General features: G+C 63.6%; 23 protein-coding genes and 2 pseudogenes. 13 read left to right on the top strand and 12 right to left on the bottom strand.

Translation table 11 applies throughout. The features are described 5' to 3' along the window. Nucleotides 1-101: 101 nt before the first annotated feature. A complete protein-coding gene (locus FQ755_RS15210; protein WP_144155536.1) occupies nucleotides 102-866 on the top strand; it encodes a TetR/AcrR family transcriptional regulator in 765 nt (254 codons plus the stop codon). 15 nt (nucleotides 867-881) lie between these two features. Here FQ755_RS15210 and FQ755_RS15205 read toward each other — a convergent pair whose 3' ends face one another. The 3 genes from FQ755_RS15205 to kdgT all read right to left on the bottom strand — a co-directional run bounded on the left by FQ755_RS15205 (nucleotide 882) and on the right by kdgT (nucleotide 4,312). Beyond that, complete coding sequence (locus tag FQ755_RS15205) at nucleotides 882-1,889, bottom strand: phosphotransferase family protein (RefSeq protein ID WP_144155534.1); 1,008 nt, start codon at nucleotides 1,887-1,889, stop codon at nucleotides 882-884. Between the two features lie 544 nt (nucleotides 1,890-2,433). Next, nucleotides 2,434-3,153, bottom strand: a complete 720-nt coding sequence (locus tag FQ755_RS15200; protein WP_144155532.1) for a ribonuclease activity regulator RraA — start codon at nucleotides 3,151-3,153, stop codon at nucleotides 2,434-2,436. Nucleotides 3,154-3,199: 46 nt separating this feature from the next. Next, the gene (gene kdgT / locus FQ755_RS15195; RefSeq protein WP_144155530.1) at nucleotides 3,200-4,312 is read right to left on the bottom strand and encodes a 2-keto-3-deoxygluconate transporter; all 1,113 of its coding nucleotides are present in this window, start codon (nucleotides 4,310-4,312) and stop codon (nucleotides 3,200-3,202) included. Between the two features lie 612 nt (nucleotides 4,313-4,924). Here kdgT and FQ755_RS15190 point away from each other — a divergent pair. Then, a pseudogene (locus tag FQ755_RS15190) lies at nucleotides 4,925-5,382 on the top strand (response regulator). Between the two features lie 156 nt (nucleotides 5,383-5,538). Here FQ755_RS15190 and FQ755_RS15185 read toward each other — a convergent pair. The 4 genes from FQ755_RS15185 to FQ755_RS15170 form a co-directional block, all read right to left on the bottom strand. Beyond that, entirely contained in the window at nucleotides 5,539-6,150 is a 612-nt protein-coding gene (locus FQ755_RS15185) for a Fur family transcriptional regulator (RefSeq protein WP_144155520.1), read from the bottom strand. 105 nt (nucleotides 6,151-6,255) lie between these two features. Next, nucleotides 6,256-7,848 (bottom strand): tetratricopeptide repeat protein, encoded by a 1,593-nt coding sequence (locus tag FQ755_RS15180; protein ID WP_144155518.1) that lies wholly within the window; start codon nucleotides 7,846-7,848, stop codon nucleotides 6,256-6,258. A gap of 26 nt (nucleotides 7,849-7,874) precedes the next feature. After that, nucleotides 7,875-8,525 carry a glutathione S-transferase family protein gene (locus FQ755_RS15175; protein WP_144155516.1) on the bottom strand — a complete coding sequence of 217 codons (651 nt, stop codon included), beginning with the start codon at nucleotides 8,523-8,525 and terminating at the stop codon, nucleotides 7,875-7,877. Between the two features lie 46 nt (nucleotides 8,526-8,571). Next, entirely contained in the window at nucleotides 8,572-9,198 is a 627-nt protein-coding gene (locus FQ755_RS15170) for a glutathione S-transferase family protein (RefSeq protein ID WP_144155514.1), read from the bottom strand. Between the two features lie 168 nt (nucleotides 9,199-9,366). Here FQ755_RS15170 and FQ755_RS15165 point away from each other — a divergent pair, with 168 nt between their 5' ends. The 3 genes and pseudogenes from FQ755_RS15165 to FQ755_RS15160 all read left to right on the top strand — a co-directional run bounded on the left by FQ755_RS15165 (nucleotide 9,367) and on the right by FQ755_RS15160 (nucleotide 13,030). Further along, the gene (locus FQ755_RS15165) at nucleotides 9,367-11,031 is read left to right on the top strand and encodes an ATP-binding domain-containing protein (protein WP_144155512.1); all 1,665 of its coding nucleotides are present in this window, start codon (nucleotides 9,367-9,369) and stop codon (nucleotides 11,029-11,031) included. 16 nt (nucleotides 11,032-11,047) lie between these two features. Further along, a pseudogene (locus FQ755_RS38140) lies at nucleotides 11,048-11,234 on the top strand (oxidoreductase); the annotation flags it as partial. Continuing rightward, nucleotides 11,204-13,030, top strand: a complete 1,827-nt coding sequence (locus FQ755_RS15160; RefSeq protein WP_144155510.1) for a hybrid sensor histidine kinase/response regulator — start codon at nucleotides 11,204-11,206, stop codon at nucleotides 13,028-13,030. The pseudogene FQ755_RS38140 and the gene FQ755_RS15160, both read left to right, overlap by 31 nt. A 24-nt stretch (nucleotides 13,031-13,054) precedes the next feature. On the opposite strand, the gene FQ755_RS15155 is transcribed toward FQ755_RS15160, so the two are convergent. Then, a complete protein-coding gene (locus FQ755_RS15155) occupies nucleotides 13,055-13,909 on the bottom strand; it encodes a helix-turn-helix domain-containing protein (protein ID WP_144155508.1) in 855 nt (284 codons plus the stop codon). Between the two features lie 408 nt (nucleotides 13,910-14,317). Here FQ755_RS15155 and FQ755_RS15150 point away from each other — a divergent pair, with 408 nt between their 5' ends. Beyond that, a complete protein-coding gene (locus FQ755_RS15150) occupies nucleotides 14,318-14,953 on the top strand; it encodes a C39 family peptidase (RefSeq protein ID WP_144155506.1) in 636 nt (211 codons plus the stop codon). A 110-nt stretch (nucleotides 14,954-15,063) separates the two neighbouring features. Here the strand turns inward: FQ755_RS15150 and FQ755_RS15145 are convergent, their stop codons facing one another. Further along, entirely contained in the window at nucleotides 15,064-15,411 is a 348-nt protein-coding gene (locus FQ755_RS15145) for a hypothetical protein (protein WP_144155504.1), read from the bottom strand. Nucleotides 15,412-15,437: 26 nt separating this feature from the next. On the opposite strand from FQ755_RS15145, the gene FQ755_RS15140 reads away from it, so the two are divergent. The 4 genes from FQ755_RS15140 to zwf all read left to right on the top strand — a co-directional run bounded on the left by FQ755_RS15140 (nucleotide 15,438) and on the right by zwf (nucleotide 19,456). After that, complete coding sequence (locus tag FQ755_RS15140; protein ID WP_186308537.1) at nucleotides 15,438-15,692, top strand: hypothetical protein; 255 nt, start codon at nucleotides 15,438-15,440, stop codon at nucleotides 15,690-15,692. Nucleotides 15,693-15,836: 144 nt separating this feature from the next. Continuing rightward, nucleotides 15,837-16,844: a trans-3-hydroxy-L-proline dehydratase gene (gene lhpH / locus FQ755_RS15135; RefSeq protein WP_144155502.1), complete on the top strand. Its 1,008-nt coding sequence runs from the start codon at nucleotides 15,837-15,839 to the stop codon at nucleotides 16,842-16,844. Between the two features lie 30 nt (nucleotides 16,845-16,874). Continuing rightward, complete coding sequence (lhpI, locus tag FQ755_RS15130) at nucleotides 16,875-17,822, top strand: bifunctional Delta(1)-pyrroline-2-carboxylate/Delta(1)-piperideine-2-carboxylate reductase (RefSeq protein WP_144155500.1); 948 nt, start codon at nucleotides 16,875-16,877, stop codon at nucleotides 17,820-17,822. A gap of 152 nt (nucleotides 17,823-17,974) precedes the next feature. Next, nucleotides 17,975-19,456 (top strand): glucose-6-phosphate dehydrogenase, encoded by a 1,482-nt coding sequence (gene zwf / locus FQ755_RS15125; protein WP_144155498.1) that lies wholly within the window; start codon nucleotides 17,975-17,977, stop codon nucleotides 19,454-19,456. 142 nt (nucleotides 19,457-19,598) lie between these two features. Here the strand turns inward: zwf and icmH are convergent, their stop codons facing one another. The 3 genes from icmH to tssJ form a co-directional block, all read right to left on the bottom strand. Then, nucleotides 19,599-20,378 (bottom strand): type IVB secretion system protein IcmH/DotU, encoded by a 780-nt coding sequence (gene icmH, locus FQ755_RS15120; RefSeq protein WP_144155496.1) that lies wholly within the window; start codon nucleotides 20,376-20,378, stop codon nucleotides 19,599-19,601. Continuing rightward, entirely contained in the window at nucleotides 20,375-21,721 is a 1,347-nt protein-coding gene (tssK, locus tag FQ755_RS15115; protein WP_144155494.1) for a type VI secretion system baseplate subunit TssK, read from the bottom strand. The genes icmH and tssK overlap by 4 nt, the downstream gene beginning before the upstream one ends. Nucleotides 21,722-21,830: 109 nt before the next feature. Further along, on the bottom strand, nucleotides 21,831-22,445 hold the full coding sequence (gene tssJ / locus FQ755_RS15110; protein ID WP_144155492.1) for a type VI secretion system lipoprotein TssJ: 615 nt from the start codon (nucleotides 22,443-22,445) through the stop codon (nucleotides 21,831-21,833). A gap of 340 nt (nucleotides 22,446-22,785) precedes the next feature. On the opposite strand from tssJ, the gene FQ755_RS15105 reads away from it, so the two are divergent. The 3 genes from FQ755_RS15105 to tssC are packed head-to-tail and all read left to right on the top strand — an operon-like array spanning nucleotide 22,786 to nucleotide 25,565. Further along, complete coding sequence (locus FQ755_RS15105; protein WP_144155490.1) at nucleotides 22,786-23,472, top strand: tetratricopeptide repeat protein; 687 nt, start codon at nucleotides 22,786-22,788, stop codon at nucleotides 23,470-23,472. Between the two features lie 36 nt (nucleotides 23,473-23,508). Beyond that, the gene (gene tssB / locus FQ755_RS15100) at nucleotides 23,509-24,060 is read left to right on the top strand and encodes a type VI secretion system contractile sheath small subunit (RefSeq protein ID WP_144155488.1); all 552 of its coding nucleotides are present in this window, start codon (nucleotides 23,509-23,511) and stop codon (nucleotides 24,058-24,060) included. 14 nt (nucleotides 24,061-24,074) lie between these two features. Next, complete coding sequence (tssC, locus tag FQ755_RS15095; protein WP_144155486.1) at nucleotides 24,075-25,565, top strand: type VI secretion system contractile sheath large subunit; 1,491 nt, start codon at nucleotides 24,075-24,077, stop codon at nucleotides 25,563-25,565. Nucleotides 25,566-25,634: the final 69 nt, after the last annotated feature.

Here is a 25,634-nt window from a genome sequence, read left to right as displayed (position 1 = left end):
GACCTATTGAGCATGAGGGACACGTATTAAATGTGTCTTGAAATTAATTAACGTGGAGATTAATATATGCCACATCTCATCATTGGTCAAATGGTAAGGACATGACTTCAGCATCGTCCGATGAACGGCCGCCGAAAGGAGCCAAATCACGCGCCAAAGCACGGGTCAACGCCGGCGGGGCTGCGGCCGCGCTTGCCCCTGCAGCGGCAAAATCTCCCGCCGCCCGGCGCCCCGGCCGCCCGAGCGGCAGCGCGCGCGGCCCCGAACAGCGCGAGCGGCTGCTCGATGCGGCGCTTGCGCTGTTCGCGCGCCAGGGCATCGTCGATACGACGCTTGGCGCGATCGCCCGCGAGGCCGGCTTCACGTCGGCGATGGTGCATTACTACTTCAAGACGCGCGACCAGTTGCTCGACGTGCTGATCGACGAGCGTTTTCTGCCGCTTCGCGCGGCGATTGGCGGCGCATTCGAAGCCAATCCCGACGACCCGATTGCCGCGATCACGCAACTGGCGCGCGGGATGGTGGCGGTGGCGGTCGAGAATCCGTGGTTTCCGTCGTTGTGGGTCCGCGAGGTGATCAGCGAGGGGGGCCTGCTGCGTCAACGTATGCACGAGCGCTTCGGCCATACGCATCACAAGGCTTCGCTGGCGCGGATCGAGCAGTGGCAGAAAGAGGGGCGGGTGAACGCGGAACTGGAACCGTCGCTGGTATTTCTCACGCTGCTGGGCTTGACGATCCTGCCGCTGGCGACATCGAAAATGTGGCGCAACGATCCGGTGCGGCGCAGTCTGACGCCGGACGACATTGCCCGGCATGCCGTCGCGCTACTCGTGCACGGCCTGGGGCCGCAGCGCGACACGCGCTAGCCCGCCGGCTTCGTTTCAGATGTGCAGGCCGGACTCGGCGGCGCGCAGCATGGTGTCGGTTGCCGTCATCAGTTCCGTGGCGCGTTGCACGTCGCCAGCAGCCTCGGCCGCGGCGAGAAAACCCGTCATCCACAGCGAGCCATAGAAGTAGATGGCGCGCTCTGCGTCGGGCGAGGGCGCCGCGCAGCGGATCAGTTCGTCGCCGTAGAAACGACCTTCCTCGCCGACGTCGGCCGCAATGTGAGCGAGCGTGGTGCCGACTGCCATCAGCGGGTCGCCATAGCAGACGAAGTCGACGTCGATGATGCCCTGCAGATCGCCATGCTCGACCAGCACGTTTTTGACCGTGAGGTCGTCCAGAAAACAGATGGGCCGCAACGAAGCGAAGTAGGGCTCGACGGAGCGGCGAATCGCGCGCAAGCGAGCCCTGAGATGGTCGAGCGCGGGCGCGTCGTCGCGCGGTTCCTCATTGGAAGTCTGGCCGAAAATGTCGGTCCATCGCGCGGTGCTCGCGTGGCGGCGAACCGGCGCCCAGCCGAAACCGCGGCTTTCGGGCAGAGCCGCGACGCGCTTCTGGTAATCGCTGACCGTCTCGGCGATGCGCGTCATCTGCGGCGCGGACATGCCGGCCAGTTCGTATTGCAGATCCCGGCCGGGTACCCATTCGAGCACGATGAACGAGCCTTGCCTCGCCGTCGTCCCGGAAGCCAGCACGCGCGGCACCGGCAAGCCGAGTTCGCGCAGCGCGTCGAAATTGTGCTGCGTGAAGCTGAACATGCCGCGGCGTGGATTGACGCGCACGGCGACTGCACGGCCATCGGCCAGTTGCACGCGGAAAATGGCATTGCCGCTTTGCGTGAGCGTCTGGCGGCTGACGTGAACAATCGTGCTTTTTAGCGCGGCCTGCGCGATGGCCGCGGCTTCGTCGTCGCTGACGTCCGTCTGCGGATCGATGACGCCTTTCGCGTGAACAGCCGCGTCGCTGCTGGCGGATGCGGTCTGGGGATTCTGTGCGTCAGCCAATTTGTCGTGCCCGGCGGGAAAATGAAAGGGCTAGGGCGTGCGTGACAGCTTGCCGCCAAGGGCCGGTTTGCGAGGGCAGAACACCGCGCCGCGAGGTTCGCTTGCCGGCGCCGGGAATGCAGGGTCGAGTCATTACAGCCGACCCCGGCGCCCGCGACAACGCGCGGATATTCCACCGTATTACGCCGATAAACATTTTGGAAGCAGTGACGAGCCCGTCCACACCGGATCTGTAAGGCGATTGGCGCGGCGTGGCGTGGTGGCGCGGCCGGACATTACAGTGCGGCGGGAAGAGCGTGGTTTTCCGCGCGGCGCGAATATGACCGGCTGGTAACGCGGGGAAACATGCGGAAATACGCGGTAGCGCGAGGGCGAGCCTTGAGAAGGCTCGCGCGGGGAAAGATCAGCGGCTGATTTTGCAAATCCGCTGTGAACGATTCGCAAATCCGGACTGGCAAATTGGTTGCGACCGGAGCAGCAGACCTGGCGGCAAACAGGTCGGCAACTCGTCTCGCAACACGCCGCTGACTGACAACCTGGAGGATTACGCCTTACGCGCCTTCTTCCACACTTCGTAAGCCGCCTTGGTCACGTCGTTCGGCGGATACGTGCCGGGCAGCGCCGCGCCTTCGCGAATCCGTTCGGTCAGAAACTCTTCCAGCTGTTCCTGTTCGGCGGACGCCCTGGCGACGTCATCGGCCATCTCGCGGGGAATCACGACCACGCCGTCCGCATCGCCGACGATCACGTCGCCCGGGAACACGGCGACGCCGCCGCAGCCGATCGGCACGTTGATATCGATTGCGTGGTGGCGCAGCAGATTCGGCGGTGCGCTCGCGCCGGCGCAGAACACCGGCAGGCCGAGCGCGGCGATGGTGGTGCTGTCACGTACCGGACCATCCGACACCATGCCCGCGACACCGCGCACCTGGAGGCGCTGCGTGAGGATGGAGCCGAACGACGCGCTATTGCGCTCGCCACGGCAATCCTGCACCAGCACAGAGCCGGCCGGAATCGTTTCGACGCATTTGCGCTGTGCGTATTCCGGATTCGCAAACAGTTCGAGAACGTCGATGTCCTCGCGCGCCGGAATATTGCGCAGCGTGAACGCGGGCCCCACCAGGTTTGCGCCGCCCGGCGGCGTCAACGGCGCGACGCCCTGCATGAAGGTGTTGCGCAAGCCACGCTTGAACAACTGCGTGGTGAGCGTGGCCGTGCTGACGTGACGGAGGGCTTCGAGCGTAGCGGGATCGAGTTCGTGCATCGTGAGATCAGGTGTTATCGGATGGCAATAGGGTTGAAAGACGCCACTACTTCAGCGGTTGATGGAGCGTGGGCTCGAGTTCGTGACTGTGGTGGCCTTCGTGATTGTGGCGGCTTTCGCGATTTTCGGGTGGCGAATTGGCAGAATCGGGCGAAGGGGGCGATGCAGGCGAGTCGTCCGCAGCGGGATGCCTGTCCAGATAGTCGGGCGAAAGCACGCCCCAGCCGCGCGCCCAGACTGCGGTGAGGATCGGCGTGAGCAGCGAGGTCACCACCACCGAGGTCGCGACGAGCGCGGTCGCGGCCGGGGCGACGGCCGCATAGCGCGGCTCGATGCCGGCGATGATCTGCGGCACGGCCACTGCCGCGCCCGCCGTCGATGCCGCGCCGATGCCTGCCGTGCCGTTGCCGCGCGCGAGGAAGATGTCGGCCAGCACGAGCGTCGTCCCCGTCACGCAAATCACGCAGATGCCGATCAGCACGCCGAGCAGCCCCGTATCGAGAATCACGCGAAAGTCGAGATTGTTGCCAAGTGCAAACGCAAAGAACGGCACCATGACGGCCACCGCCTGGCCGAAGAACTGCCGCAACTCGCTGTCCAGATTGCCGAGCGCGAAACCGATCAGGAACGGCAGTAGCGCGCCGAGCAAGGTTGCATACGGAAAGCTGGCGAGCCCGGCAATGCCGAGCGTCACCATGGTCATGAACGGTCCGGACTCCAGCGACATCAGGCAGAACGCGCCGGCTTCCTCGCGGGTGCCGTATTGCTGCATCAGCGCCATATACAGACCGCCGTTGCTTTCGTTCATCACGCAGATCACGGTGAGCACCGACAGTCCGCTGAGAAAGCCCGAGGTGATGCCGCCCGGCGGCAGAAAGTGCGAGGCGATCACACCCGCGACGGCCGCCGTCAACACCTTGGTGACGACCAGCACGCCGCTTTTGCGCAGCACGACGGGCGTCGCCTTCAGGCTGATGCTGGCGCCCATGCAAAAGAACCATACGGCGAGGATCGGCAATGTTCCCGTGATCAGCGCATTGGAGAAGGACCCGAGGAACTTGCCGGCGTGCGGCGCGAAGGTATGCACGCACGCGCCGAGCAGCAGGGGGACGAGCATCAGCCCGCCAGGAATACGGTCGATGGCCTTCTTGATCTTCATGCCGGATGCTCCTCCACGGTCTTCGCCTGGATCGAAATTTAGCACCGGCGGGTCGCCGCGCCGGGAAATTAGTCGCGCTTTGAGGTCATCGTTTACACCTAAGTCAGGTCGGCAAAAAACGGCGCGCCGCCTGGCAAATTTTGCCCATTGACGGTGCGTGGACGTGGGTTCCCGGCAGAACATATGAGGTCTCACGAAACGCGAAGCCGCGTTTGGGGACCAGTCTTTGCGGCCCCGCGCGACGGCGCTTCCGGCGCCAACCGGGCGCTGGAATTCAGGCGAGCGCAAGCGGCAAGGCACGCCGCGTGCTAATGAGGGAAGGCCCACGGGAGCGAGGCGCAGGCGCGGCGGCCGGAAGGCCACGTTTGCAGGCATGCGAAAGAGGCCCGGCGGCCGCTTTCATGCATGTGACTTGCGGGTACACCAGGATGCAGGAGCCGTGTCGCGGCAGCGGCTAGTGACAGCAGCACGGCGAACCCGCCTGGCGTTGGAGTAACCGGACGATTGCAACTCGTCGCACGAAACCCGCTCGGACCTTGCGGACGGCGCCTGCCCAACCGGCGGCTGCCCATCCGGCAACATCAAGAGGCTCGCGGGGCGGAGCGCGATACAATGGCCGCCTTATCGGGCCTAACCTGCTTTTTAGCAACAACGTAAAAATGAACGGAGTGTTGAGACTCGATCAGGCAACGATCGTGCTCGTCGAAGATGACCTGCAAAGCAGGGAGTCGTTGACGCTGTTGCTTGAATCGGAGGGCGCGCATGTCGTCGCAGTGGCGGATGCGGAAGAGGGCGTCGAAGCGGCGCTGCGATTGTTACCCGATGCAGTGGTTTGCGATATCGAACTGCCTTGCATGGATGGCTTTTACCTGATCCAGCGGCTGCGCGATCACGAGATTCGCGGCGATCACTCGCCGGCGGTGGCAGTGGCCCTCACCGGCCACACGGACGACGCCTACCGCTTGCGCAGCATCGGCGAGGGCTTCCAGCATTTCATGACCAAGCCGGCGCGACCGGACGAACTGGTCAATCTGCTGCACGACGCCATCGACGCCCGCGCTGCCGGCTAAACGCGGTCCGCCTGACGTGACGGGGCATTGCCCGCTGTGTTGCGATGCGCCGTCGATCCCTTGAGTGTTAGCTCAAGCAGAGGGTGGAGCGGCGTTTGCCGCGTCTTCGGGTCGTGCCGTCGCGTTGTTTAAGGAATCGGCCTGGCGAATGCGGAATCAGACGCCGTCGGCAGTCGCCTTGACTGCGCCAGCCTCGGCCTCAAGTGCCTGGCACGCGGCACACAAGCCCTTCAGCTCGATTTCCTCGCTGGCGAGCCGATAGCCCGCGTCTTCGATCTGCGCCACCAGCGCCTGCCGCAGCTTCGGCTGATGCAGTTCAGTTACATTGCCGCACTGTTGACAGACCACCAGAATGCCATGCTGGCATTGCGTGAGATCGTGACAGACGGTGAACGCGTTGATCGATTCGATCCGATGCACAAGCCCTGCCGAAAGCAGGAAGTCGAGCGCGCGATAGACCGTAGGCGGCGCCGAGCCGGGGTGAATCTGCCGCATGTCGTCCAGCAGCGAATACGCCTTGGTGGCGCGCCCCGAAGTGAGCAGCAGTTCCAGCACCTTGCGTCGGATTGGCGTGAGTTTCTCGCCGCGTTCGCGGCAATATTCCTCCGCCAGCACCAGCGCGGCTTCCGGCGAAGCTGCCCGGCTTGGCCCGTGATCGTGCCCTTCCCCATGCTCGTGATTGTGCGCGTGAGCATGCGCAGTCTCGTGAGCGGCGGTTTGGACAAGGGCGGCTTTTTCGGCGACCGCGGAGGACTTTGCATTCTTCATAAGCAGATTATAAGGTCCATCGCGGTTCGGCGTGGCGGGGGCTAATTGCCGGTTTATGGGGCAGGGTTGTGACGGCGCCCGTCGCGACCATTGCGTCCATTCGCGTCAGCCCGGGCGCGGCAAGGCGTCGAGCGCCGCGCGGATATCTTGCGTCACGTTCGACCAGTCGCCGCGCACCGCCTGGCGGAACAGGCGCACGCCCGGATACCACGGGCTGTCGCTACGGTTGAGTTGCCACCGCCAGTCGGGTGTGAACGGCAGCGCAATCCAGACGGGCTTGCCGAGCGCCCCCGCCAGATGGGCGACGGCGGTATCCACGGCGATAACCAGATCCAGTTGCGCGATCAGCCCGGCCGTGTCCGCGAAGCTGCCGAGGCGCTCTGCCACGTCCAGCAGCGCGCCGCGTTGCACGAGCGGGGAGAAGCTCGCGCGGTCGCCTTCACGTACCAGTTTTTGCAGCGAGACGAAGGTCACGTCGGCGTCGAATAAGGAGGCGAGTTGCTCCAGCGGGATCGAGCGATTGTGGTCGTTGACATGCCCGGGGTTGCCGCACCACACAATGCCGACGCGTGGCCGGCGAGCGCGGTTACCGCCTTCGTCTTCGCTCTTCTCGAATAGCGTGTTCCACTGCGCGGTGTGGGCTGGGTCGGCGCTGAGATAAGGCACGGTTGCGGCGAGATCGGCGGCGCGCACCTTGAGCGCGAAGGCGAGACTCATCGTCGGGCAGTGGTAATCGAACGGTGGCACCGGCGCGTGTTCGCCGATTACTTCGGCCACGCCCGGATAACCGCTTAGCAGCGGCAGCAGTGCGTCCTGCACCCGCAACACCACGCGTGCGCCGGCGGCGCTCAGCCGGTCGGTGAAGCGCAGGAACTGCAGGGTGTCGCCGAAGCCCTGCTCGCTATGCACGAACACCGTTTTGCCGGCGATGGCTTGCGCGCCGGTCCACAGCGTCGCGTCGTCGAAGCCGTGATGGATGTTGCCCACGCGCCAGCGCCATTCGTACTCGCGCCAGCCGTGCTCGAATTCGCCGAGCAGCAGATTGGTCTGCGCCCGATTAGTGCGCGCGCCGGCGTCGTTCGGATCGATCGAAAGGGCTTTCCTGAACTGCTGCAAAGCCTCGTCGAAACGGTGCAGATCGCGCAGCGCCACGCCCACGTTGACATATGCCTGACCAAAATTCGGCTTGAGGGCGATGGCCTTGCGATACGCCGCGAGTTCTTCCTCGTAGCGGCCCATCGTGCCAAGCAGGCTGCCCTTGTTGTAATGCACTTCCGCGAGTTGCGGGTGGCGTGTGGTGAGCCGCTCGAAGTAGCGCAGGGCGCGCTCGTTGGCGCCGAGCTTGACGAGCGACAACGCCGCGCCGTGCTGCGCCTGCACGTGATCGGGCAGGCGTTCGAGACAGCGCTCGTACAGCGCGACGGCTTCGGCATGGCGGCCCGCCAGTTGGCAGACGTGCGCAGCGAAGTAGACCTGGTCGGGGGACGCCGCCATGAGTTGCAGCGCGCGCGTCACGTAGTCGGCGGCGCGCGCGTGGTCACCCTGTTTGGCGGCGATATAGCCGAGCCCTTCGAGCGCCTCGCCGTGTTCCGGTTGCAGTTGGAGGATGCCGTGCAGCAGGTCCGCCGCTTCGGCGAGGCGTCCCGCCGTGAAATGCTGCTGCGCCGTGGCGAGCGTGCTCGCGATGTCCTGATCCATCTTTGGTGCTGGGTGGTCTTGCTCTGTCATAGGCTGTCGAGTTTTACCGCAAAACCGCGCTGTACCCCGGGACGCGCGAATAGCGCTTCGTACCAGCGCCGCACGTTCGGATAGGTGGCGAGGTCGACCTTATGCCGTTCGTGCCGCCACGCCCAGCCGAGAATCGCGAAATCGGCTACCGACAGTTCGCCGGCGACGAATTCCACTTCCGCCAGCCGCCGGTCGAGCACGCCATAGAGGCGACGCGTTTCGTCGGAGAAGCGCTTGAGGCCGTAACGGCGGTCGGTTTCCGCTTCGAGCGCGGCGAAATGGTGCACCTGGCCGGGCATCGGTCCGAAGCCGCCCATCTGCCACATCAGCCATTCCAGCACCGGCACGCGTTCGCGCAGGCTGGCGGGCAGGAATTTGCCGGTTTTCTCGCCGAGATAAAGCAGGATGGCGCCCGATTCGAACACGCTGATCGGGCCGCCGCTGGACACGCCCGCCGCACTCGGGCCATCTGGATCGACGATGGCCGGAATTTTGTTGTTCGGGCTGATGCGCAGGAAGTCGGGCTGGAACTGTTCGCGCGCGCCGATGTTGACCGGCACCACCTTGTACGGCAGTTCCATTTCTTCCAGGGCGACGCTGACCTTGCGGCCATTCGGCGTGCCCCAGGCATAGAGCGTAATGGTCATATCGTTCGGATCAGGACAGACGTTTGACAGCAGCGTTGCGACGGGCTCAGGTCAGCGGGAAATCGATGTACTTCTTGAAACCCGTGCGCGTGGCGAGGCGCGAATACCAGCGTTCGAGATTCGGCAGCGAGGGCCGCTCGACGCCGTCCAGCCCGAACCAGCGTTTGGCGAAGGCGCCGATCACGATATCGGCCAGCGTGCACTTTTCGCCTTCGAGGAAGAAGCGGCCTTGCAGATGCGTGTCGACCAGTTTCCACAGCACGTTGACGGCGGCGAGGTCGGTGGCGAGCTTGCCGGCATCGCGCTCGGCCGCGGGCGTGCGCACGATGCCCCAGAATACTGGCCGCTCGGCCGGCTGCAGCGTGGACAACGACCAGTCGAGCCAACGGTCGATGCTGGCGCGCTGCTGCGGCTCCGGCGGGTAGAGCGGGCTCGCCGGACCGTATTGCATGACCAGATAGCGCAGGATCGAATTCGATTCCCACAGCACGAAATCGCCGTCGACCAGCGTCGGCACGCGGGCGTTCGGATTCATCGCCAGATATTCCGGCTCATTGTTGCGGCCGAACTGCAAGCCCGCGTCGATACGCTCATACGGCAGCACGAGTTCGTCGCAACACCACAATACTTTTTGGACGTTGACCGAATTGGCGCGTCCCCAGATCGTAATCATCCGGCAGATCCTCTTTGTTACTGGGTTGGCAAGCCGCATGCGAGATGCGGCGTTCAACCAGTAACGATACACGAACCACCTTGTAATTACCCATTAGCCGTTTGGCCGATGCCGGCAATGCATAGGGCTTGCGTACAATGGGCGCACCTGAAGACGACGAGGCACCGCATGGCCCGCATTGTCCCTGACGACTGGAAAAATCTCGCCGCCGCCGGTGCGGCCGCTCGCGAGCGCGAAACCCTGGCGCTGCTCGAAACCGCCTTGCCCGAGAACTACACGGTGTACCACGGCGTCCACTGGACGCGGCTCAACCAGGGCTTCTCGGTGTTCGGCGAAGCCGATTTCGTGATCGTCAGCCCTTCGGGGCGCGTGATGATCGTCGAGCAAAAAACCGGCTTTCTGCGCGAGACGCCCAAAGGGCTCGTCAAGGTCCACATGCAGACCGAGCGCAATGTGGCAATCGCGCTGGCGCGCACCATCGAAGGTATGCACCGGCGCTTTACCGCGGCTTTCGGCGCGGGTACTTATTTCATCGAGGAATTGCTGTATTGCCCGGACCACGTCGTGAAGGATGCGGCGATTGCCGGCGTGAATCCGGCGCGGATCGTCGACGCCACGCGCAAGGAGCGGCTCGCTGCGATCATCCGCGAGGCCTTGCCGGCCGACGAGCCGCGGCTGGCCTGCGCGGCGAAGATTCACCACTTTCTCGCCGACGAACTGGCGCTGTCGCCCGACGCCAGCGCCCTGGTCGGCCAGGCGGGCACGCTCGTCACGCGGCTGGCCGGCGGCCTCGCCACCTGGGCGCGGCGGCTCGAATTCACGCCGTTTCGCCTACGGGTGGCCGGCACGGCGGGTTCCGGCAAGACCCAACTGGCCGTGCAGGTCATGAAAGATGCGGTGGCGCGCGGCCAGCGGCCCTTGTATGTGTGTTTCAACCGGCCGCTCGCCGACCATATCGCGCGGGTGGCGCCGCCCGAAGCGAAAGTGGCGAACTATCATCAGTTGTGCGACTGGATTGCGCGCGACGGCGGCCGCACGCCGGACTTCCAGGCCGCGGACATCTTCGTCCAGCTTGAACGGGTCTTTGCCGACACACCTATCGAGGCGCACTGGCAATTCGACGTTTTAATTGTCGACGAAGGGCAGGACTTCCAGCAACCGTGGGTCGGCGCGCTCGAACGCCTGCTGCGGCCGGGTGCGGCGTGGTGGTGGCTCGAAGACCCGCTGCAGAACCTGTATATGCGCGAGCCGGTGGACCTGCCGGGCTGGACCACGCTGAAGGAAACCACCAACTACCGCAGTCCGCGCGACATTCTCGATTTCGTGCGCGACGTGGTGGGCGGCGAGGTGCCGCTGGCGGCGGCGCTGTCGTCGGGCAGTCCGTTCGACGGCTCGGATCTGTCGCTCTCGACTTACGACGAGGCGAATGCGGCCGAAGGCTGCATCGACGCCACCAAGCGCGCCATTACCCAGGCGCTCTCGCTGGGGTTTCGCAAGCAGGACATCGCGGTGCTGTCGTTTCGCGGGCGCGAGGGCTCGGCGCTGAGCGCGCTCGACCAGCTCGGCCCGCACCGCCTGCGTAGCTTCACCGGCAAGTACGACCTGTTCGGCAACCCGGAGTACCGCGAGGGCGACGTGCTGCTGGAGTCGATCTACCGCTTCAAGGGGCAGTCCGCGCCCTGCGTGATTCTGACGGAGGTGGATTTCGACAGTTTCGACGAGCGTAGCGCCCGCAAGCTGTTCGTCGGCGCCACGCGCGCGACCATGAAGTTGATCGTGGTGGCCTCGCAGCGTGCGGCGCAGCATCTGCGATTGGCGGACGGCAAGGAATGAATCACGCCAGGCTGCGGTGGCGGACTGCCATCGCCGCGGCGTAATCGTTGCGTATGGCATCAAAGGCAAGCGTTTAAAGGTCAGCGGCTTGGGACCGCTGTTTCTCATCTATCTATCCGCGCGACGCATGGCCGGAAGAACACTCGGCCGCCCCCGCGGATTCGAAACGGGTATGGCAAATCAAAGACCTGATCGTCAAGTGATGCCGCCACGGCGGCGGCGCTGGCTGCTCGCGGCGGTGTGGGTGACCGCGCTCGCCGCGCCGGTCGGGGCCATCGGCTATCTGCTGTATGCCAACCTGCTGAACCCGCGCTCCACGCAGTTGCTGACCAGCACTTACGACGGCTTTTACTGGGACGCCGCGCAGTTGCAGATCGCCTACGGGCGCCTCGAAAACCAGTTGTTGCTGTACCGTGGCGGCACCGATGTCGATTACCCGCGCCTGCAGTTGAGCTACGAAGTGCTGCAATCGAAGCTGCACGTGATGGCCGGCTCGACGCGCATGCTGACCGATCAGCTCGCCTTGCTGCAGCGTCAGCAGGGCGAGATCCACACGCTCGAAGACACCCTCGACAAGCTCGAGCCGAATTTCGAAGCGTTGCCGCGGGATCCTGCCCAGGCCGACCACATCGTCGCCGCGCTGCGCTCGCACTGGCAGGAGGTCAACGATCTGGCCTTGAGCCGGCGCTTTGCCGACGTTGCCGACCGCGAGGCGCTGACCCGCGATTTCATGGACAAGCGGCGCATGCTGTTCGCCGCCGGCCTCATGCTGTTGCTGCTCTCCGCCGCAGCCACGCTGCTGCTGGTGGTCAATGGCCGCCGCCGCAGCCGCCTGATCCGCCAGCAACGCGCCGCGCTCGACGCCGAGCATCAAGCCACCCGCGCCGCGCGCGAGGCGAGTCTCGCGAAAGACGCTTTTCTCGGCATGATCAGCCACGAGTTGCGCACGCCGCTGCACGCGATCGTGTCGTCGATCGAATTGCTTGGTTTCAACTTTCAGTCCGAAGCTGACCGCAAGGTGATCCAGCGGCTCGAAAGCGCGGCGCGTCATCTGGAAGCGCAGATGCGCGACCTTACCGATTACGCGCGCCTCGGCGCCGGCAAGCTCGAACTGCGCTACGAGCAATTCGAGCCGCGCGAACTGCTGGCGTCGATCGTCGACGAGCACGCGCCGGCCGCTGCGGCGCGCGGGCTGTCGCTCACCAGTGAGGCGAGCGGCTTGACCGGACCGGTGGACTCCGACCCGCACCGCATCCGCCAGATTGTCAGCAACCTCGTGACGAACGCGATTCGCTATACCGAGAAAGGCGCGGTCAAGGTGCGGCTGGTGCAGCGGCTGGCGTTGCTGACCATCCAGGTGAGCGACACCGGGCCCGGCGTGCCGCCTGGGCAACTGCCGCTGATGTTCAAGGAGTTTACCCAGCTCGACGGCTCGCGCACACGGCGCTTCGAGGGTGCCGGCATGGGCCTCGCGATCGTGCAGGGATTACTGAAGCTGTTCGGTGGCAGCGTTTCGGTGGAGAGCAAGGTCGGCGAGGGTACGACCTTCAACGTGACGATTCCCGTCGGGCCGGTCGAGCCCGCCAGGCAGCCTGACACGAAAGCGGCGAGCGCCCACGAAGGCGGCCGTTCGCGCGTGCTGATCGTCGACGACAATAGTCTGATTCGTGACTCGCTGCTGGAGATGATCGCGCACATGGGCTACGAGGCAAGCGCGCTTGCCAACGCCAAAGATGCCCTTGCATGGCTCGACGAGCATCGCTGCGACGCGCTGCTGCTAGACCTGCACATGCCCGATCAGGACGGCTATGCCTTCTTTGCCGAGTTCAACGCGCGCAGCGGTCCGTCCGCGGGCGCGCCGGTGATCGCCATTAGCGCGTATGCAGCGGAAGCGCCGCCATCCGACACGCCATTCTTCGAGTATCTGGTGAAACCGGTTCATTACGAGCAGTTGCGCGAGACTTTGCAGCGCGCCCTGGCGGCGCGCAGTCTCGCTTGACGGCAGCGGCGTTCGTCAGCTTTATCAGGCCCGGTGCAGGCGCTTGGAGAGATCGGCAACCAGAATCGCCATGCGTGCCGGTTTTTCATAACAGGCCACGTTGTAATTACGAATGATCTCGCTGATCTCCGACTCGCTGGCCTTGCCGGTCAGCAGTTCGCCCGTGAGCACGAACACCGGCGCGTCCGGATTTTCCGAGGCGCGCACGGCGCGAATCGCCGCCGCCGAAGTCTGGTTGCCGAACAGCCAGTCGATGACGACGCCGTCGAACACCTGGGTCTGCAACTGCTCGTCGAACGCGCCCAGTCCGTAGATCGCCACCGCCGCGAAACCGCTGCGCTCGAGATAATCGCGCAGATTGTCGGCCGAGGCCTGGTCGTCGTCGACTACCGCGATCAGCGGTTTGTCGGCTTCCGAGCGGCGCGGATAAATCTCGATCTTGTGTACTTCGAACGCGCTCTGAAAAAGCGCGCTGTCATGACGCGTGACGCGCCACTGTCCCATTTTCGAGTAGGCGACGAATTCCGGACGGCTGCCGGGTTCGAGCGCGGCGCCCACCCACGCGGTGCAGGCAAGCTCGATGCCGCCGACCGAGAACACCGCCTCCTGGGCGATGGCGCCCACCATGCCCGGATCGAGCGATTGCGCGCCGAACAGTTGGGCTGCGGGCTCGCCGAACACCTCGGCGACTTTCTTGATCTGCGATAGTGTCCAGGGACTATTGCCGCGCAGTTTGCGGTGTCCCTGAGAAAAGCTCAGGTCGAGAATGCGGCACAGCTCCGTGGTCTGTTGCCGCTTGCCGATGCCGTGACGGCTCATCAACTCACGCACGCGTTCCGCGACTGCGATGGAGTCAGGTGAGGTTGCTTCGTTGGCCATGCTACGTGAAGGTCCGTCGTTTTAAATGGTATCGGGTGAGGGACGCGAAAAGGCTTGATAGCGATGTGGCGCACCGCCTCCTTTGCGAGCCGACCGGCCGCGCGCGGGAGAGCAAATGTACAGCAAAAAAAGCTCACGCTGCTGCTTTTATGGCGCCGCCGCGAGGATGCCGAAGTTCGCCCGATCGGGCTGTTCCAGCCAATTCCACGCATGGGTCATGCCCGATGCGTGTTGCGTATTTTAGCGGGGAAAGCGCCTCCGACCTGTAATGAAATGTGTTCCTTTGTGGTCTTTTGAGGCGGCCGGTCTTTTCTTCTATGAGAGCCACGGCGCAATTCGACGCGACAAGTGTCCGGTCAATCTGGCAGAGTTGTGCCTGCAACGCCGTTCCAACTATCTCTCTCATTCATGACAGACAAAACCTTGATTCGCCATAACGGGGTGCCGTATTACTCGCAATGGGGCAGCCCCGAGTGGGTGCAGCCGATCGTCGAACGGGACGCCGATCCCTGCGACGATCCGGCGTGGCAACGCAGCGGCTTCACCGGACGCGATCATTACCGCTTCTGGGCGCAGCGTCTGTGCGGCCTGACGTGTCTCGAGTCGGCGCTGGATTACTGGGGCATCGAGCATGCGCCGCGCGCCGCCTTGCTCGACGAAGCGTTACGCCACGAGGTGTACCGCATGCGTGAAGACGGCGGCGTCGACGGCCTGATTTACCGGCCGTTCGCCAGCTGGGCCGAAGCGGCTTTCGGCCTGCAGGTGGAGGTGTTGCCCGAGACGCCGCTCGAAGAGATCGCGGCGCGCATCGATAGCAGGACGCTGGCGATCGTTTCGGTGAGCCCGGAAATCCGTCGCCCGGATGCGCCGAATACGGCGCGCGGCGGTCATCTGATCCTGCTGCATGGGCGCGATGCACACGGTGTCTGGTTTCACAATCCGTCCGGCGTCGCGCCGTATCAGAGCGACGCCTATTTGCCGTTCGCTACGGTCGCGCGCTTTTACGCCGGGCGCGGTTTGACGCTCACGCGTCCCGCTTCCTGAAAGCGGTCGTCAGCGCGGCGCTACGGGCTTGCATCGGGTGCGCGCCGGTCTGTCTCTCAGGTCCGATTTCTGCTGAAGAAATGGCTGGGCAGCGAGCGCTTCGCTGCTGATCAGTGCTGGCCGGTTTGAAGGGAGTCGTGGACGGGAGCGTCCGTCGATGCGTCTTGATGACCGGCCGCCAGCATCACCTGATACAGGCTATGACGCTCGTTGGAACGCCACATGAGGCGCGCGAGGCGGCTAATCGTTGCCTTCAACGATGACCCCCGCGCGCCGGCAGTGGCGGAGACGATGCGGGACGAAACGGTTTGGCTGGACATCGCGGCACCCATCAAGGTAGATAAGGGTAAATACCTAAGTTGACCCATTGTAGGGGTGTCAAAAATCGCGGTGTGCAGTGCAGCAAAAATTTGTTTCGTCCTGGGCGGCATGGCTCCCATGCCCTTGTATCGGGCCATTGATCCACCTGCTAACCGGAGCCCATATGAACCGATACCCAGCCCTGATCGCCGCCAGCCTGCTGACGCTGCTCACGATCGGCGAGGCGCACGCCGCGACCCAGGATGAGCAGGAGAAAGCCTGCCGCAGCGACGCAATGCATTTTTGCAGCGCGGAAATTCCCAACAAGGAAAAGATCACGGCTTGCATGAAGCAGCATGTGAGCGAACTGAGCCCCGCCTGCCAGAAGATGTTCAAGAAGAGCGGCGATTCTTCGGACGGAGGTTCGAATTCGAACTAGAGCGGAGGAACGTGCCGCGCGCCGGAGTTACACAGAGGCTTGATACACTGCGTCACTTCGGTGACCAGATGGAGACGACGGCATGCGGTGCAGGAAGGATTTTTCGGCGGTCGCCCCGCGTATGCAAGAGGGGCGTCACGCGCTATGAAATTGACCCGCGTCATCAGCACGGTCGAAGTGCACACGGGCGGCGAGCCGTTTCGCATCGTCACGAGCGGCTTGCCGAAGTTTCCCGGCAAGACCATTGTCGAGCGCCGCGCGTGGCTCAAGGAACATCAGGATCACCTGCGCCGCGCGTTGATGCTGGAGCCGCGCGGCCATGCCGACATGTACGGCGGCTACCTGACCGAACCGGTCAGCGAAGGCGCCGACTTCGGCATCATCTTCGTGCACAACGAGGGCTATAGCGACCATTGCGGCCACGGTGTGATTGCCCTTGCCACCGCCGCCGTGGCGCTCGGGTGGATCGAGCGTACCGAGCCGGAAACGCGGGTCGGTATCGACGCGCCATGCGGCTTTATCGAAGCCTTTGTCGAATGGAATGGCGATCACGCGGGCCGCGTGCGCTTCGTCAACGTGCCGTCGTTTATCTGGCAGCGCGACGTCACGGTGAGCACGCCGAGCTTCGGCGAGGTGACCGGCGACATCGCTTTCGGCGGCGCGTTCTATTTCTATACATCGGGTAAGCCGTTCGGCTTGAACGTGCGCGAAGCGGAGGTGGATCGCCTGATCCAGTTCGGCGCCGAAGTGAAGCGCGCGGCCAACGAAGCGGTCAAGGTGGTCCATCCGCACATCCCCGAAATCAATCATGTTTACGGCACGATTATCGACAACGCGCCGCGTCATCCGGGCTCCACGCAGGCCAATTGCTGCGTCTTTGCCGACCGTGAAGTGGACCGTTCGCCCACCGGCTCGGGCACCGCGGGCCGGGTCGCGCAGCTCTATCTGCGCGGCCAGTTGGGGCGCGACGAGACGCTCGTCAACGAATCGGTGATCGGCACGATTTTCCGTGGCCGGGTGCTGTCCGAAACCAGGCTCGACCGCTTCGACGCGGTGATCCCGGAAATCGAGGGCGACGCCCATATTTGCGGCTTCGCGAACTGGATCGTCGACGAACGCGATCCGCTAACGTATGGCTTTCTGGTGCGCTAACGCGGCACACGTCGCAGGAGACTTTCGTTTATGACCCACCTGGCCACGCAGATCTTCGACGCCGCCGCGACCGCGCATCTCACGCCCTACGCGGCGCTGGTGGAGGCGCTGAAAACGGCGTCCGTCGATTACGCCCGGCAGCGCATCGTGAGCCCCGAGCGGCTGGTCGTGCCGCTCAACGCGGGCGGCATCATGCTGTCGATGCCGGCCACCGCGCCCGACCTCGGTATCCACAAGCTGGTCAACGTCTGCCCGGCCAACGGCGCGCGCGGCTTGCCGACGATCCACGGCCAGGTGATGGGCTTCGACGCCGACACCGGCGCGACGCTGTTCATCCTCGACGGCCCGACTGTCACCGGAAGGCGCACGGCGGCGATGTCGATGCTCGGCGTGGAGACCTTCAAGGGCGGCGCATCCGGCAAGGCGGCGCCGCGTGAATTCCTGCTGATCGGCACCGGCACGCAGGCGGCGAACCATGCCGAGGCGATCAGCGAACTGTTTCCCGAAGCCATTATCTGGGTGAAGGGCAGCGCGCCGGCGAAGGCCGAAGCGTTTTGCGCCGCGCATCTTCACAAGGCATCCAGACTCCGGCCGCTCGCGCAAGCCGAGGTGCCGGATGCCGTGGACGTGGTCATCGCCCTCACCACCAGCAAGCAGGCGGTCTACGATGAAGCGCCGCGCGCGGAGCGCCTCGTGATCGGCGTGGGCGCGTTCACGCCCGCCATGCTCGAACTCGGCGCGCACACCGTGCACGGCAGCGCGCTCTATGTCGACGATCCGGCCGGCGCGAAGCACGAAGCCGGCGACTTCATCCAGGCGGGCGTCGATTGGACGAGCGTGACCGGCATCGCCGCCGTGCTGGACGGCAGCGCGCCACGGCCTGCGGCCGGCACGCCCGTGCTATTCAAGAGCGTCGGCTGCGCGGCGTGGGATCTGGCCGCCTGCCGGGTGGCCCGCGCGGCCTTGCAAGGCGCATAAACCTGTAGTTTTTCTACACCGTCGACCGCACGCGACGTGCAAACAATCCGAAAACGTTGCACCATAGGCGTTTGCCAGAGAATGCCGGCAACGGCATTTTTGCCCTTTCACGTTGCCTTTAGCGACGCCTTTCACGACGGTGACATCGCGCCATGATTACCCAAACCGCTTCTGCCACCCCAGACTTGCCGCTCGATATGATCATCTTCGGCGGCACCGGCGATCTCTCGTTCCGCAAGCTGCTGCCCGCACTCTACATGGCGCATCTGCACTGCAACCTGCCGCCGGAAACCCGCATTCTCACGATTGGCCGCAAGCCGTGGTCGCGTGAGGAGTACGTCAGCGAATTCATGGAAGTGAAGGCGAAGCCCTTCATCGAAAAGAAGGCTTTCGACGCCGCCTCGTGGGACAAATTCCTTGCGATGTTCGAATACGTGCGCATGGACGTCGATTCGGCGGAGGACTATCAGCGGCTGAAGGAAGTCTCGCGCGAAGGCTCGCGGCGCGTGTTTTATCTCGCCACGTCACCCGATCTGTTCACCAACATCTGCGACAACCTCGCGGCTGCCGGCCTGATCGACGAGCATGCGCGCGTGGTGCTGGAAAAGCCGCTCGGTCACGATCTGGCGTCGGCGCAGGAGATCAACACCGACGTGGGCCGGCATTTCAGCGAAGCGCAGATCTACCGCATCGACCACTACCTCGGCAAGGAAACGGTGCAGAACCTGATGGTGCTGCGCTTCGGCAACGCGATTTTCGGGCCCTTGTGGCAGGCGCCGTACATCAAGAGCGTGCAGATCACGGTGGCGGAAACGGTCGGCGTGGGCACTCGCGCGGGTTTCTACGACAAGACCGGCGCGCTGCGCGACATGGTGCAGAACCACCTGCTGCAGCTGCTGTGCATCGTGGCCATGGAGCCGCCGGTCTCGCTCGACCCGGATGCCGTGCGCGACGAAAAGCTCAAGGTGCTGCGCTCGCTGCGTCCGATGACACCGGAAGACATCGCCCGCGACACCGTGCGCGGCCAGTACACCGCCGGCGCCGTGGATGGCGAAGCGGTGCAGGGCTACCTGGAAGAAGACAACGTGCCGGCCAGCAGCCGTGCCGAAACCTTCGTCGCCCTGCGGGCGCAGATCAACAACTGGCGCTGGGCCAATGTGCCGTTCTATCTGCGTACCGGCAAGCGCATGCAGAAGAAAATCTCGGAGATCGTCATCGAGTTCTCCGAGCTGCCGTTCTCGATCATCCCGAGCGGTCCGCATAAATACGGCAACCGCCTCGTGATCCAGTTGCAGCCGGAAGAATCGATCCAGTTGCAGATGCTGGCCAAGGAGCCGGGCAGCGGCATGCATATGCTGCCGGTGAACCTGAACCTCGACCTGCAGCAAGCCTTCACGGAGCGTCGCGCGGAAGCCTACGAGCGTCTGTTGATCGACGTGGTGCGCGGGCGTCTCACGCACTTCATGCGCCGCGACGAACTCGAAGCGGCATGGGCATGGGCGGAGCCGATTCTGGATGGCTGGAAGAAATCGGGCGAGCGGCCGCGCAATTATTCCGCCGGCACGTTTGGTCCGGCAGCGGCGACGGCCTTGATGGCGCGCGACAACACGGTGTGGGCCGAAGAGTCGCAGTAAGCGGGCGGGAGGGCGCCGAGGTCTGGCGCTCCATCGCCTCGGGGCTTTGGCGTTTCAACGTTTGAGATAAAAAAGGCGGCCGCTGGATCGGGCCGCCTTTGTCGTTTTGAGCCTGACTAGACCGGGCAGGCTGCGAGAGAGCCTACGGCAGCGAGATCGTCAGATTGGCCGATTGCGGGCCGAGCTTGATGATCTGCGAGTACGGCGCGAGCGTGTGCAGCGTGCTGTCGCGCAGATAGCTGTTCAAACCGAGAAACGCCAGCAGCGCTACCAGCGCGAACACCGCGCCGATGCTCCACAACGGCACCTCGCGCTTCAGACGGTGCGCGACCTGATCCGGCAGCGGCCAATGCGGCGCGAACGGCGCGCGCTTGCCCTTCAGATGCGCGATTTCATCACCGATGCGTGCGGTCAGGTAAGCCAGCTTCTCCGGCCCTTCCAGCAGATACTTGCCCTGGAAGCCGAGCAGCAGGCACATATGAAACACCTCCAGCGACTGCAGGCGCGCCGCGCCCTGCGCGCGGCATTCTTCCAGGTAGTGGAAAAACTTTTCGCCCGCCAGTTGCTCGCCGAACAAGATCAGTTGCAGCGGCCGCCGTTCCCATTCCGTGCGGATCTTGAAGGTCGACGACAGGACCGACTCGTCCACCGCCGCGCAGAACGCAAACTTCGCCGCATACACGTCGTCGGCGGAAGCGTTCAGCTTTTTTGCGCCGCGCTCGAAATCGCCGAGAAACTGCTGGATGCGCTGGCTGAATTCGTTAGCATCCCCAGGTTCCCGGCCGTTCTTCAGCAAAAACAGCATGAAAAAGCCGTCGTACAGCAGATCGAGCAGCGAGCGAACCTGATAGGTCGGCTCGACCGTGGGGGCGGGCGTGACGGACGGCGTGCTGCCGCCAAACAGAGAGGGCGCGTAGCTCATGATGTGACGGCGATCAGTTCGAGTTTGAGATCGTTGATTCCGGACGGCGCGTAGATCATGGCCGACTGGGCTTGCAGCATGCGGTCGTACAGCGCGCCGCGCGATTCGAAGGAGAAGTAGCAGGCGCCGGGGCGCACCGGAATGGCGGGCGGCACCTGTGGCGTGTAGACGAGCCGCACGCCCGGCATGGCCGAGAGCACCAGCTTGTCGACGTCGTCCGGGGCGCCGACCTTGAAGCGCGCCGGCACGGCTTCGACGAGTTCAACGGTGGGCATGTCCGCCGAGACCGCGATATAGAACATGGTCTTGTCGTCGATCTTGCCCGAGTCGATGCGGCCCACGTGGAACGACGGCCGCACTTCGTCCAGTGCAATCGCGAAGTAGCGCGTGGAGATCACCGTTTCCAGCAGGTCGCGCAGAATCGTGTCGAGACGCGCGAAGCCCGGACCCGGATCGTCGTGACGATAGGCGGGCAGGTCGGCTAATGCATAGCCCTTCGAGAAGGTCATCAACTGGCCGGCCAGACGCAGTAGTTCCTGAAACAGCCGCTCGGGGTGCAGCGCGGCGTGCTGATACAGATGCGCGAGCGACGCAAAGGCCGCGTTCGCCGTATGCAGCAGCCAGAACGAGGCGATGTCGCCCGAACGGAATTCGATGATGTTCTTGGTCGGCTCGCGGTGAAAACCGTACAGCGCGTTGACCTTCGCCTGCAGCGCGTCGATCAGCTGCCGCAGACGTTGATGCAGAATCGGCGACGCGTCGATGGCAAGCGACGGCGGCACGAAGCTGTCGTCGAATTCGAAGCCCGAGGTCGCGGTGCGGCGCACGCGCGCGAGCGGCACCGAAAGCAGCTGGTCGCGCGGCTCGCTATGCGCGATCAGTTTGACGCGGGTCTTGAGGAACGTGATGTCGGCTTCGGCCGCGTCCGTGAAGTGATCGGCAACCGGCGACTGCTCGCTGACGTAGCGCGAGACGAAGCCCGAGTTGCGGTCCGGCGAGTAGTTCGCGCCGGTCTCGCGCACCGGATGCAGCGCCAGATAAAACGTGAATTCGTTGATGCCGTCGGGCAGCGTGTCGAGCGCGATGGGCGGCGGCAGATCGTCGGCTTGCGGCGCGGAGTACAGCGCGCCGTCCGGAAACACCAGCGACAGTTCGCTCACGCGCAGCACGTTGCTGCCGAGCGCGTCGCGGTCGAACTTCACCGAGCGCACGCCCCAGTTGTAAGGCTGAATGGCCTGAATCGATTCGAACAGACGCGCCTCGTGATAGGCGTCCTGACGCTGAAAATGCTGCGGCCTGAGAAACAGGCCTTCTCCCCAGAGCACCTTTGCCGAATAACTCATCTCGAACCTGTTATATGCATCAAGCGGGTGGCACGCCGGGCGATAACCGGATCGGCCCCTGCAATTGTTAAATCGTCAAATACGGTTAAATCGCCATTCAAATGCATATTTAGCCACAGCTTACCGAAGACAGCATATTTAACGATTGAACCGGCATTGCCTGATCGGCTGGGATCACAGTGCCGTTGGTCACGGTCATTGCACAGTTATGCAGGCCGATCATTATGCCGGATTTCTCGGACTTCTTCGGATCGAAGGCGAATTTCCAGCGCTGCATTGCCGGGTCGCGGAATAACGCGACGATACCGAATGCCTGCGCTTCTTGCGATACCTTCTCGGTGACCGTGTAATGCTGACCGGGAATCAGCGTTACTTCCCGTACACCGAGCAAATCGCCGCCCAAGGTGGTTTTCTCTTTGGCTGGATCGGTGAATGTGTCGAACGGCGCCTGCTGGAACGACGTGGGATCTTTCAGCACGTACAGGCGGACGATCAGCGAGAGCGGCCGCTGGTCGTTGGCGGCGTTCAGATTTTGCGCGGCATACAGCGTCAAACCTATATTGCGCGGCGGTTTCTGGGCATCCGGCAGGTCCGGCTTGCCGAGCCCGGTGGCCTGCAAGGCGGCGGAGGCGGCCGACCCGAGCATGGGAACGGCAGCGGCGCAGCCGGCCAGCGACACGCATGCAGCGAGCAGCGATGCATAACGAATAAGGCGCGAATTCATTTACACCGATCGGTTCTTTGCCGATCGCCCCCGTCAAATCGCGATTAAGCAAAACCATCCGGGTGGTACGCCATTTCTATGCAGTACGCATTGATTAGCCGTACAACCCCATTCCAATGGGCGGAAAAAAGTTCCGCACCCGAGAATGCGGGACTTTATGCCCGGAAACTATTTCTTATTTCGGTCCTTGCATGTTCCCAATACGGTTTTTTCATGCAATGCTTTGTCACACGAAAGTTGAATTATCAAAAATTGACCTGTACTATACCCGCGCACTTGAAGCAAAGCAAAACTCCGGTTTTTCCTTGAATTAAAAAACTCGCACGTCGGTGAAAAAGCGATGAAAGAGCGTCTCTTTGTAAAACTATCAGGGGTGGTGTTGGCATGTGGCGTGATTGCCGGATGTGCAACCCAAGGCAATAACGTCGCGACCACGCCGGAGGCTTTCAACAAGTCGCTGGCCGACGCCGATACCGTCGCCAAGGCGGGCGACCAGGACAAGGCCATGGGCCTTTACCAGCAGTTAGCCAAGACCGATCCGACGCGCGAAGAACCGTGGTCGCGCATGGCGCAGATCCAGTTCACCCAGGGGCATTACGGCCAGGCCATCGTCGACGCGCAGGAAGCCCTGCAGCGCGATCAGACCGACCGTCAGGCGAAGAGCGTGCTGGCCGTCGCTGGTCTGCGCGTCGCCACGCAGTCGCTTGGCGAACTGCGCCAGGATGCGTCGCTCGCGGGCGATGCCAAGACCGACGCCCAGGCGCTCGCCAAGGAACTGCGCGACACGCTCGGCGAAGCCACCTTGTTCCCGCCGGACGATTCCGACAAGCCGGTCGTCAAGAAAAAGTACGTGCGGCGTGCCGTCAGGAAGCCGGCGGCGGATGCCGCCAGCAGCAGCGCGGCCGCAAACACAGCCGCAGCTAACGCGCCGGCGCCCGCCGTGCCGTCCGCGCCCGCTGCCCCGGCCGCGCCTGCCAAGGCAGCCCAGAGCGGCGGTGCGTCCGACCCGTTCAGCGCACTTCGCTAATTCACACGCAAGACCACCTGCCTCCGGGAGCCGACGATGGCGAAGAAAGAAAGCATTCAGAAGCGCTTGCAAAAAGTGCGGCCGCCGCGCGTTCAGTTGACCTATGAGGTCGAACGCGGCGATGCCATTGAAATCAAGGAACTGCCGTTCGTCGTCGGCGTGGTGGCCGATCTCGCCGGGCAATCCGAAGTGGAGCAGCCGAAGCTGCGCGATCGCAAGTTCGTCAATATCGACCGCGACAATTTTGACGACGTGATGAAAGGCATCGAACCGCGCGCGGCTTTTCAGGTGGAAAACCGCCTGAGCGAAGCCGGTGGCCGATTTGCGGTGGACCTGCGGTTTCGCTCCATGGCCGACTTCAGCCCGGACGAAGTGGTGGCGCAGATCGAGCCGCTGCGGTGCCTGCTCGACGCCCGCTCGAAGCTCGCGGACCTGCGCAACAAGCTCGCGGGCAACGACAAGCTCGAAGACCTGCTGAGCGAAGTGCTCACGAATACCCAGCAACTGCAGGCCCTCGCGAAGAGCCAGGGCGATGCAGGCGAAGAACAGCACGGCAGCGCGCCGGATAAAGATCAGCAGGGCGAATAAGCACGGGGTGTGAGATGAACCAGCAAACGGCAGCGGCCCAATTGGCCAATGTGCAAGGCGGCACGGAAACCTCGCTGCTCGACCAGATCGTCGAGAAGAGCAAGGTGGCGAAGTCCGATTCGGAGCACGCGCGCGCGAAAGACCTGATCGGCGAACTCGTGCATCAGGTGCTCGACGGCACGGTGATCGTCTCCGACAACCTGTCGGCCACCATCGACGCCCGCGTGGCCGAACTCGACCGGCTGATCTCGGCGCAATTGAGCGCGGTGATGCACGCGCCCGAATTCCAGCGGCTGGAAGGCACCTGGCGCGGTCTTGACTACCTGTGCAAGGAAAGCAACACCGGCTCGACCGTCAAGATCAAGGCGCTGCATGCACCCAAGCGCGACCTGGTGCGCGACTTCAAGAACGCGATTGAATTCGACCAGAGCGCGCTCTTCAAAAAGGTCTACGAAGAAGAGTTCGGCACCTTCGGCGGCGCGCCGTTCGGCACCATCATCGGCGACTTCGAAGTGACGCGTCAGCCGGAAGACGTCTATTTCATCGAGCAGATGGCGCACGTGGCCGCAGCGGCGCACGCGCCGTTCATCGCCTCGGCTTCGCCGGAACTGCTGGGTCTCGAAACCTTTGCCGACCTCGGCAAGCCGCGCGATCTCGGCAAGGTATTCGATACCGTCGAATACGCCAAGTGGAAGTCGTTCCGCGATTCCGAAGACTCGCGTTATGTCGGTTTGACGCTGCCGCGTTTTCTCGGCCGTCTGCCGTTCAATCCGAAAGACGGCGCCACGGCGGAAGGCTTCAACTTCGTCGAAGAGGTGGACGGTACCGATCACAGCAAGTACCTGTGGTGTAACGCGGCGTGGGCGTTTGCCGCGCGCCTGACGGCAGCGTTCGACGACTTCGGCTGGTGCGCGGCGATTCGCGGCGTGGAAGGCGGTGGTCTGGTCGAAGACCTGCCCACCCATACCTTCAAGACCGACGACGGCGAAGTGGCGCTGAAATGCCCGACCGAAATCGCCATCACCGACCGCCGCGAAAAGGAACTGAGCGACCTCGGCTTCATTCCGCTCGTGCACTGCAAGAATTCGGACTACGCCGCGTTCTTCGCCGCGCAGTCGGTGCAAAAGGCCAAGAAGTACAGCACCGATAGCGCCAACGCCAACGCCGTTCTGTCCGCGCAGTTGCAGTACATCTTCTCGGTGTCGCGCGTGGCGCACTACCTGAAGGCGATGATGCGCGACAAGATCGGCAGCTTCGCCTCGGCGCAGAACGTCGAAGTGTTCCTGAATCGCTGGATTTCGCAATACGTCCTGCTCGACGACAACGCCACGCAGGAGCAGAAGGCGCAGTTCCCGCTGCGCGAGGCATCCATACAGGTCTCGGAGATTCCGGGCAAACCCGGCGCGTATCGTTCGGTCGCCTTCCTGCGTCCGCACTTCCAGCTGGACGAGCTGTCGATCTCTTTGCGTCTTGTTGCTGACCTGCCGAAACCGGCAAATTCATAAATGAAGTCAGTATGCCCGGGCAGGTCGTCCGGGCTGACTGTCAAAACCACCTCTTTGGGGAGTCGATGA

Source organism: Paraburkholderia sp. BCC1885 (genome assembly GCF_900996235.1).
Lineage (GTDB): Bacteria > Pseudomonadota > Gammaproteobacteria > Burkholderiales > Burkholderiaceae > Paraburkholderia.
Note: the sequence above shows the minus strand (reverse complement) of the source record. Positions and strands in the feature narration are given on the sequence as shown.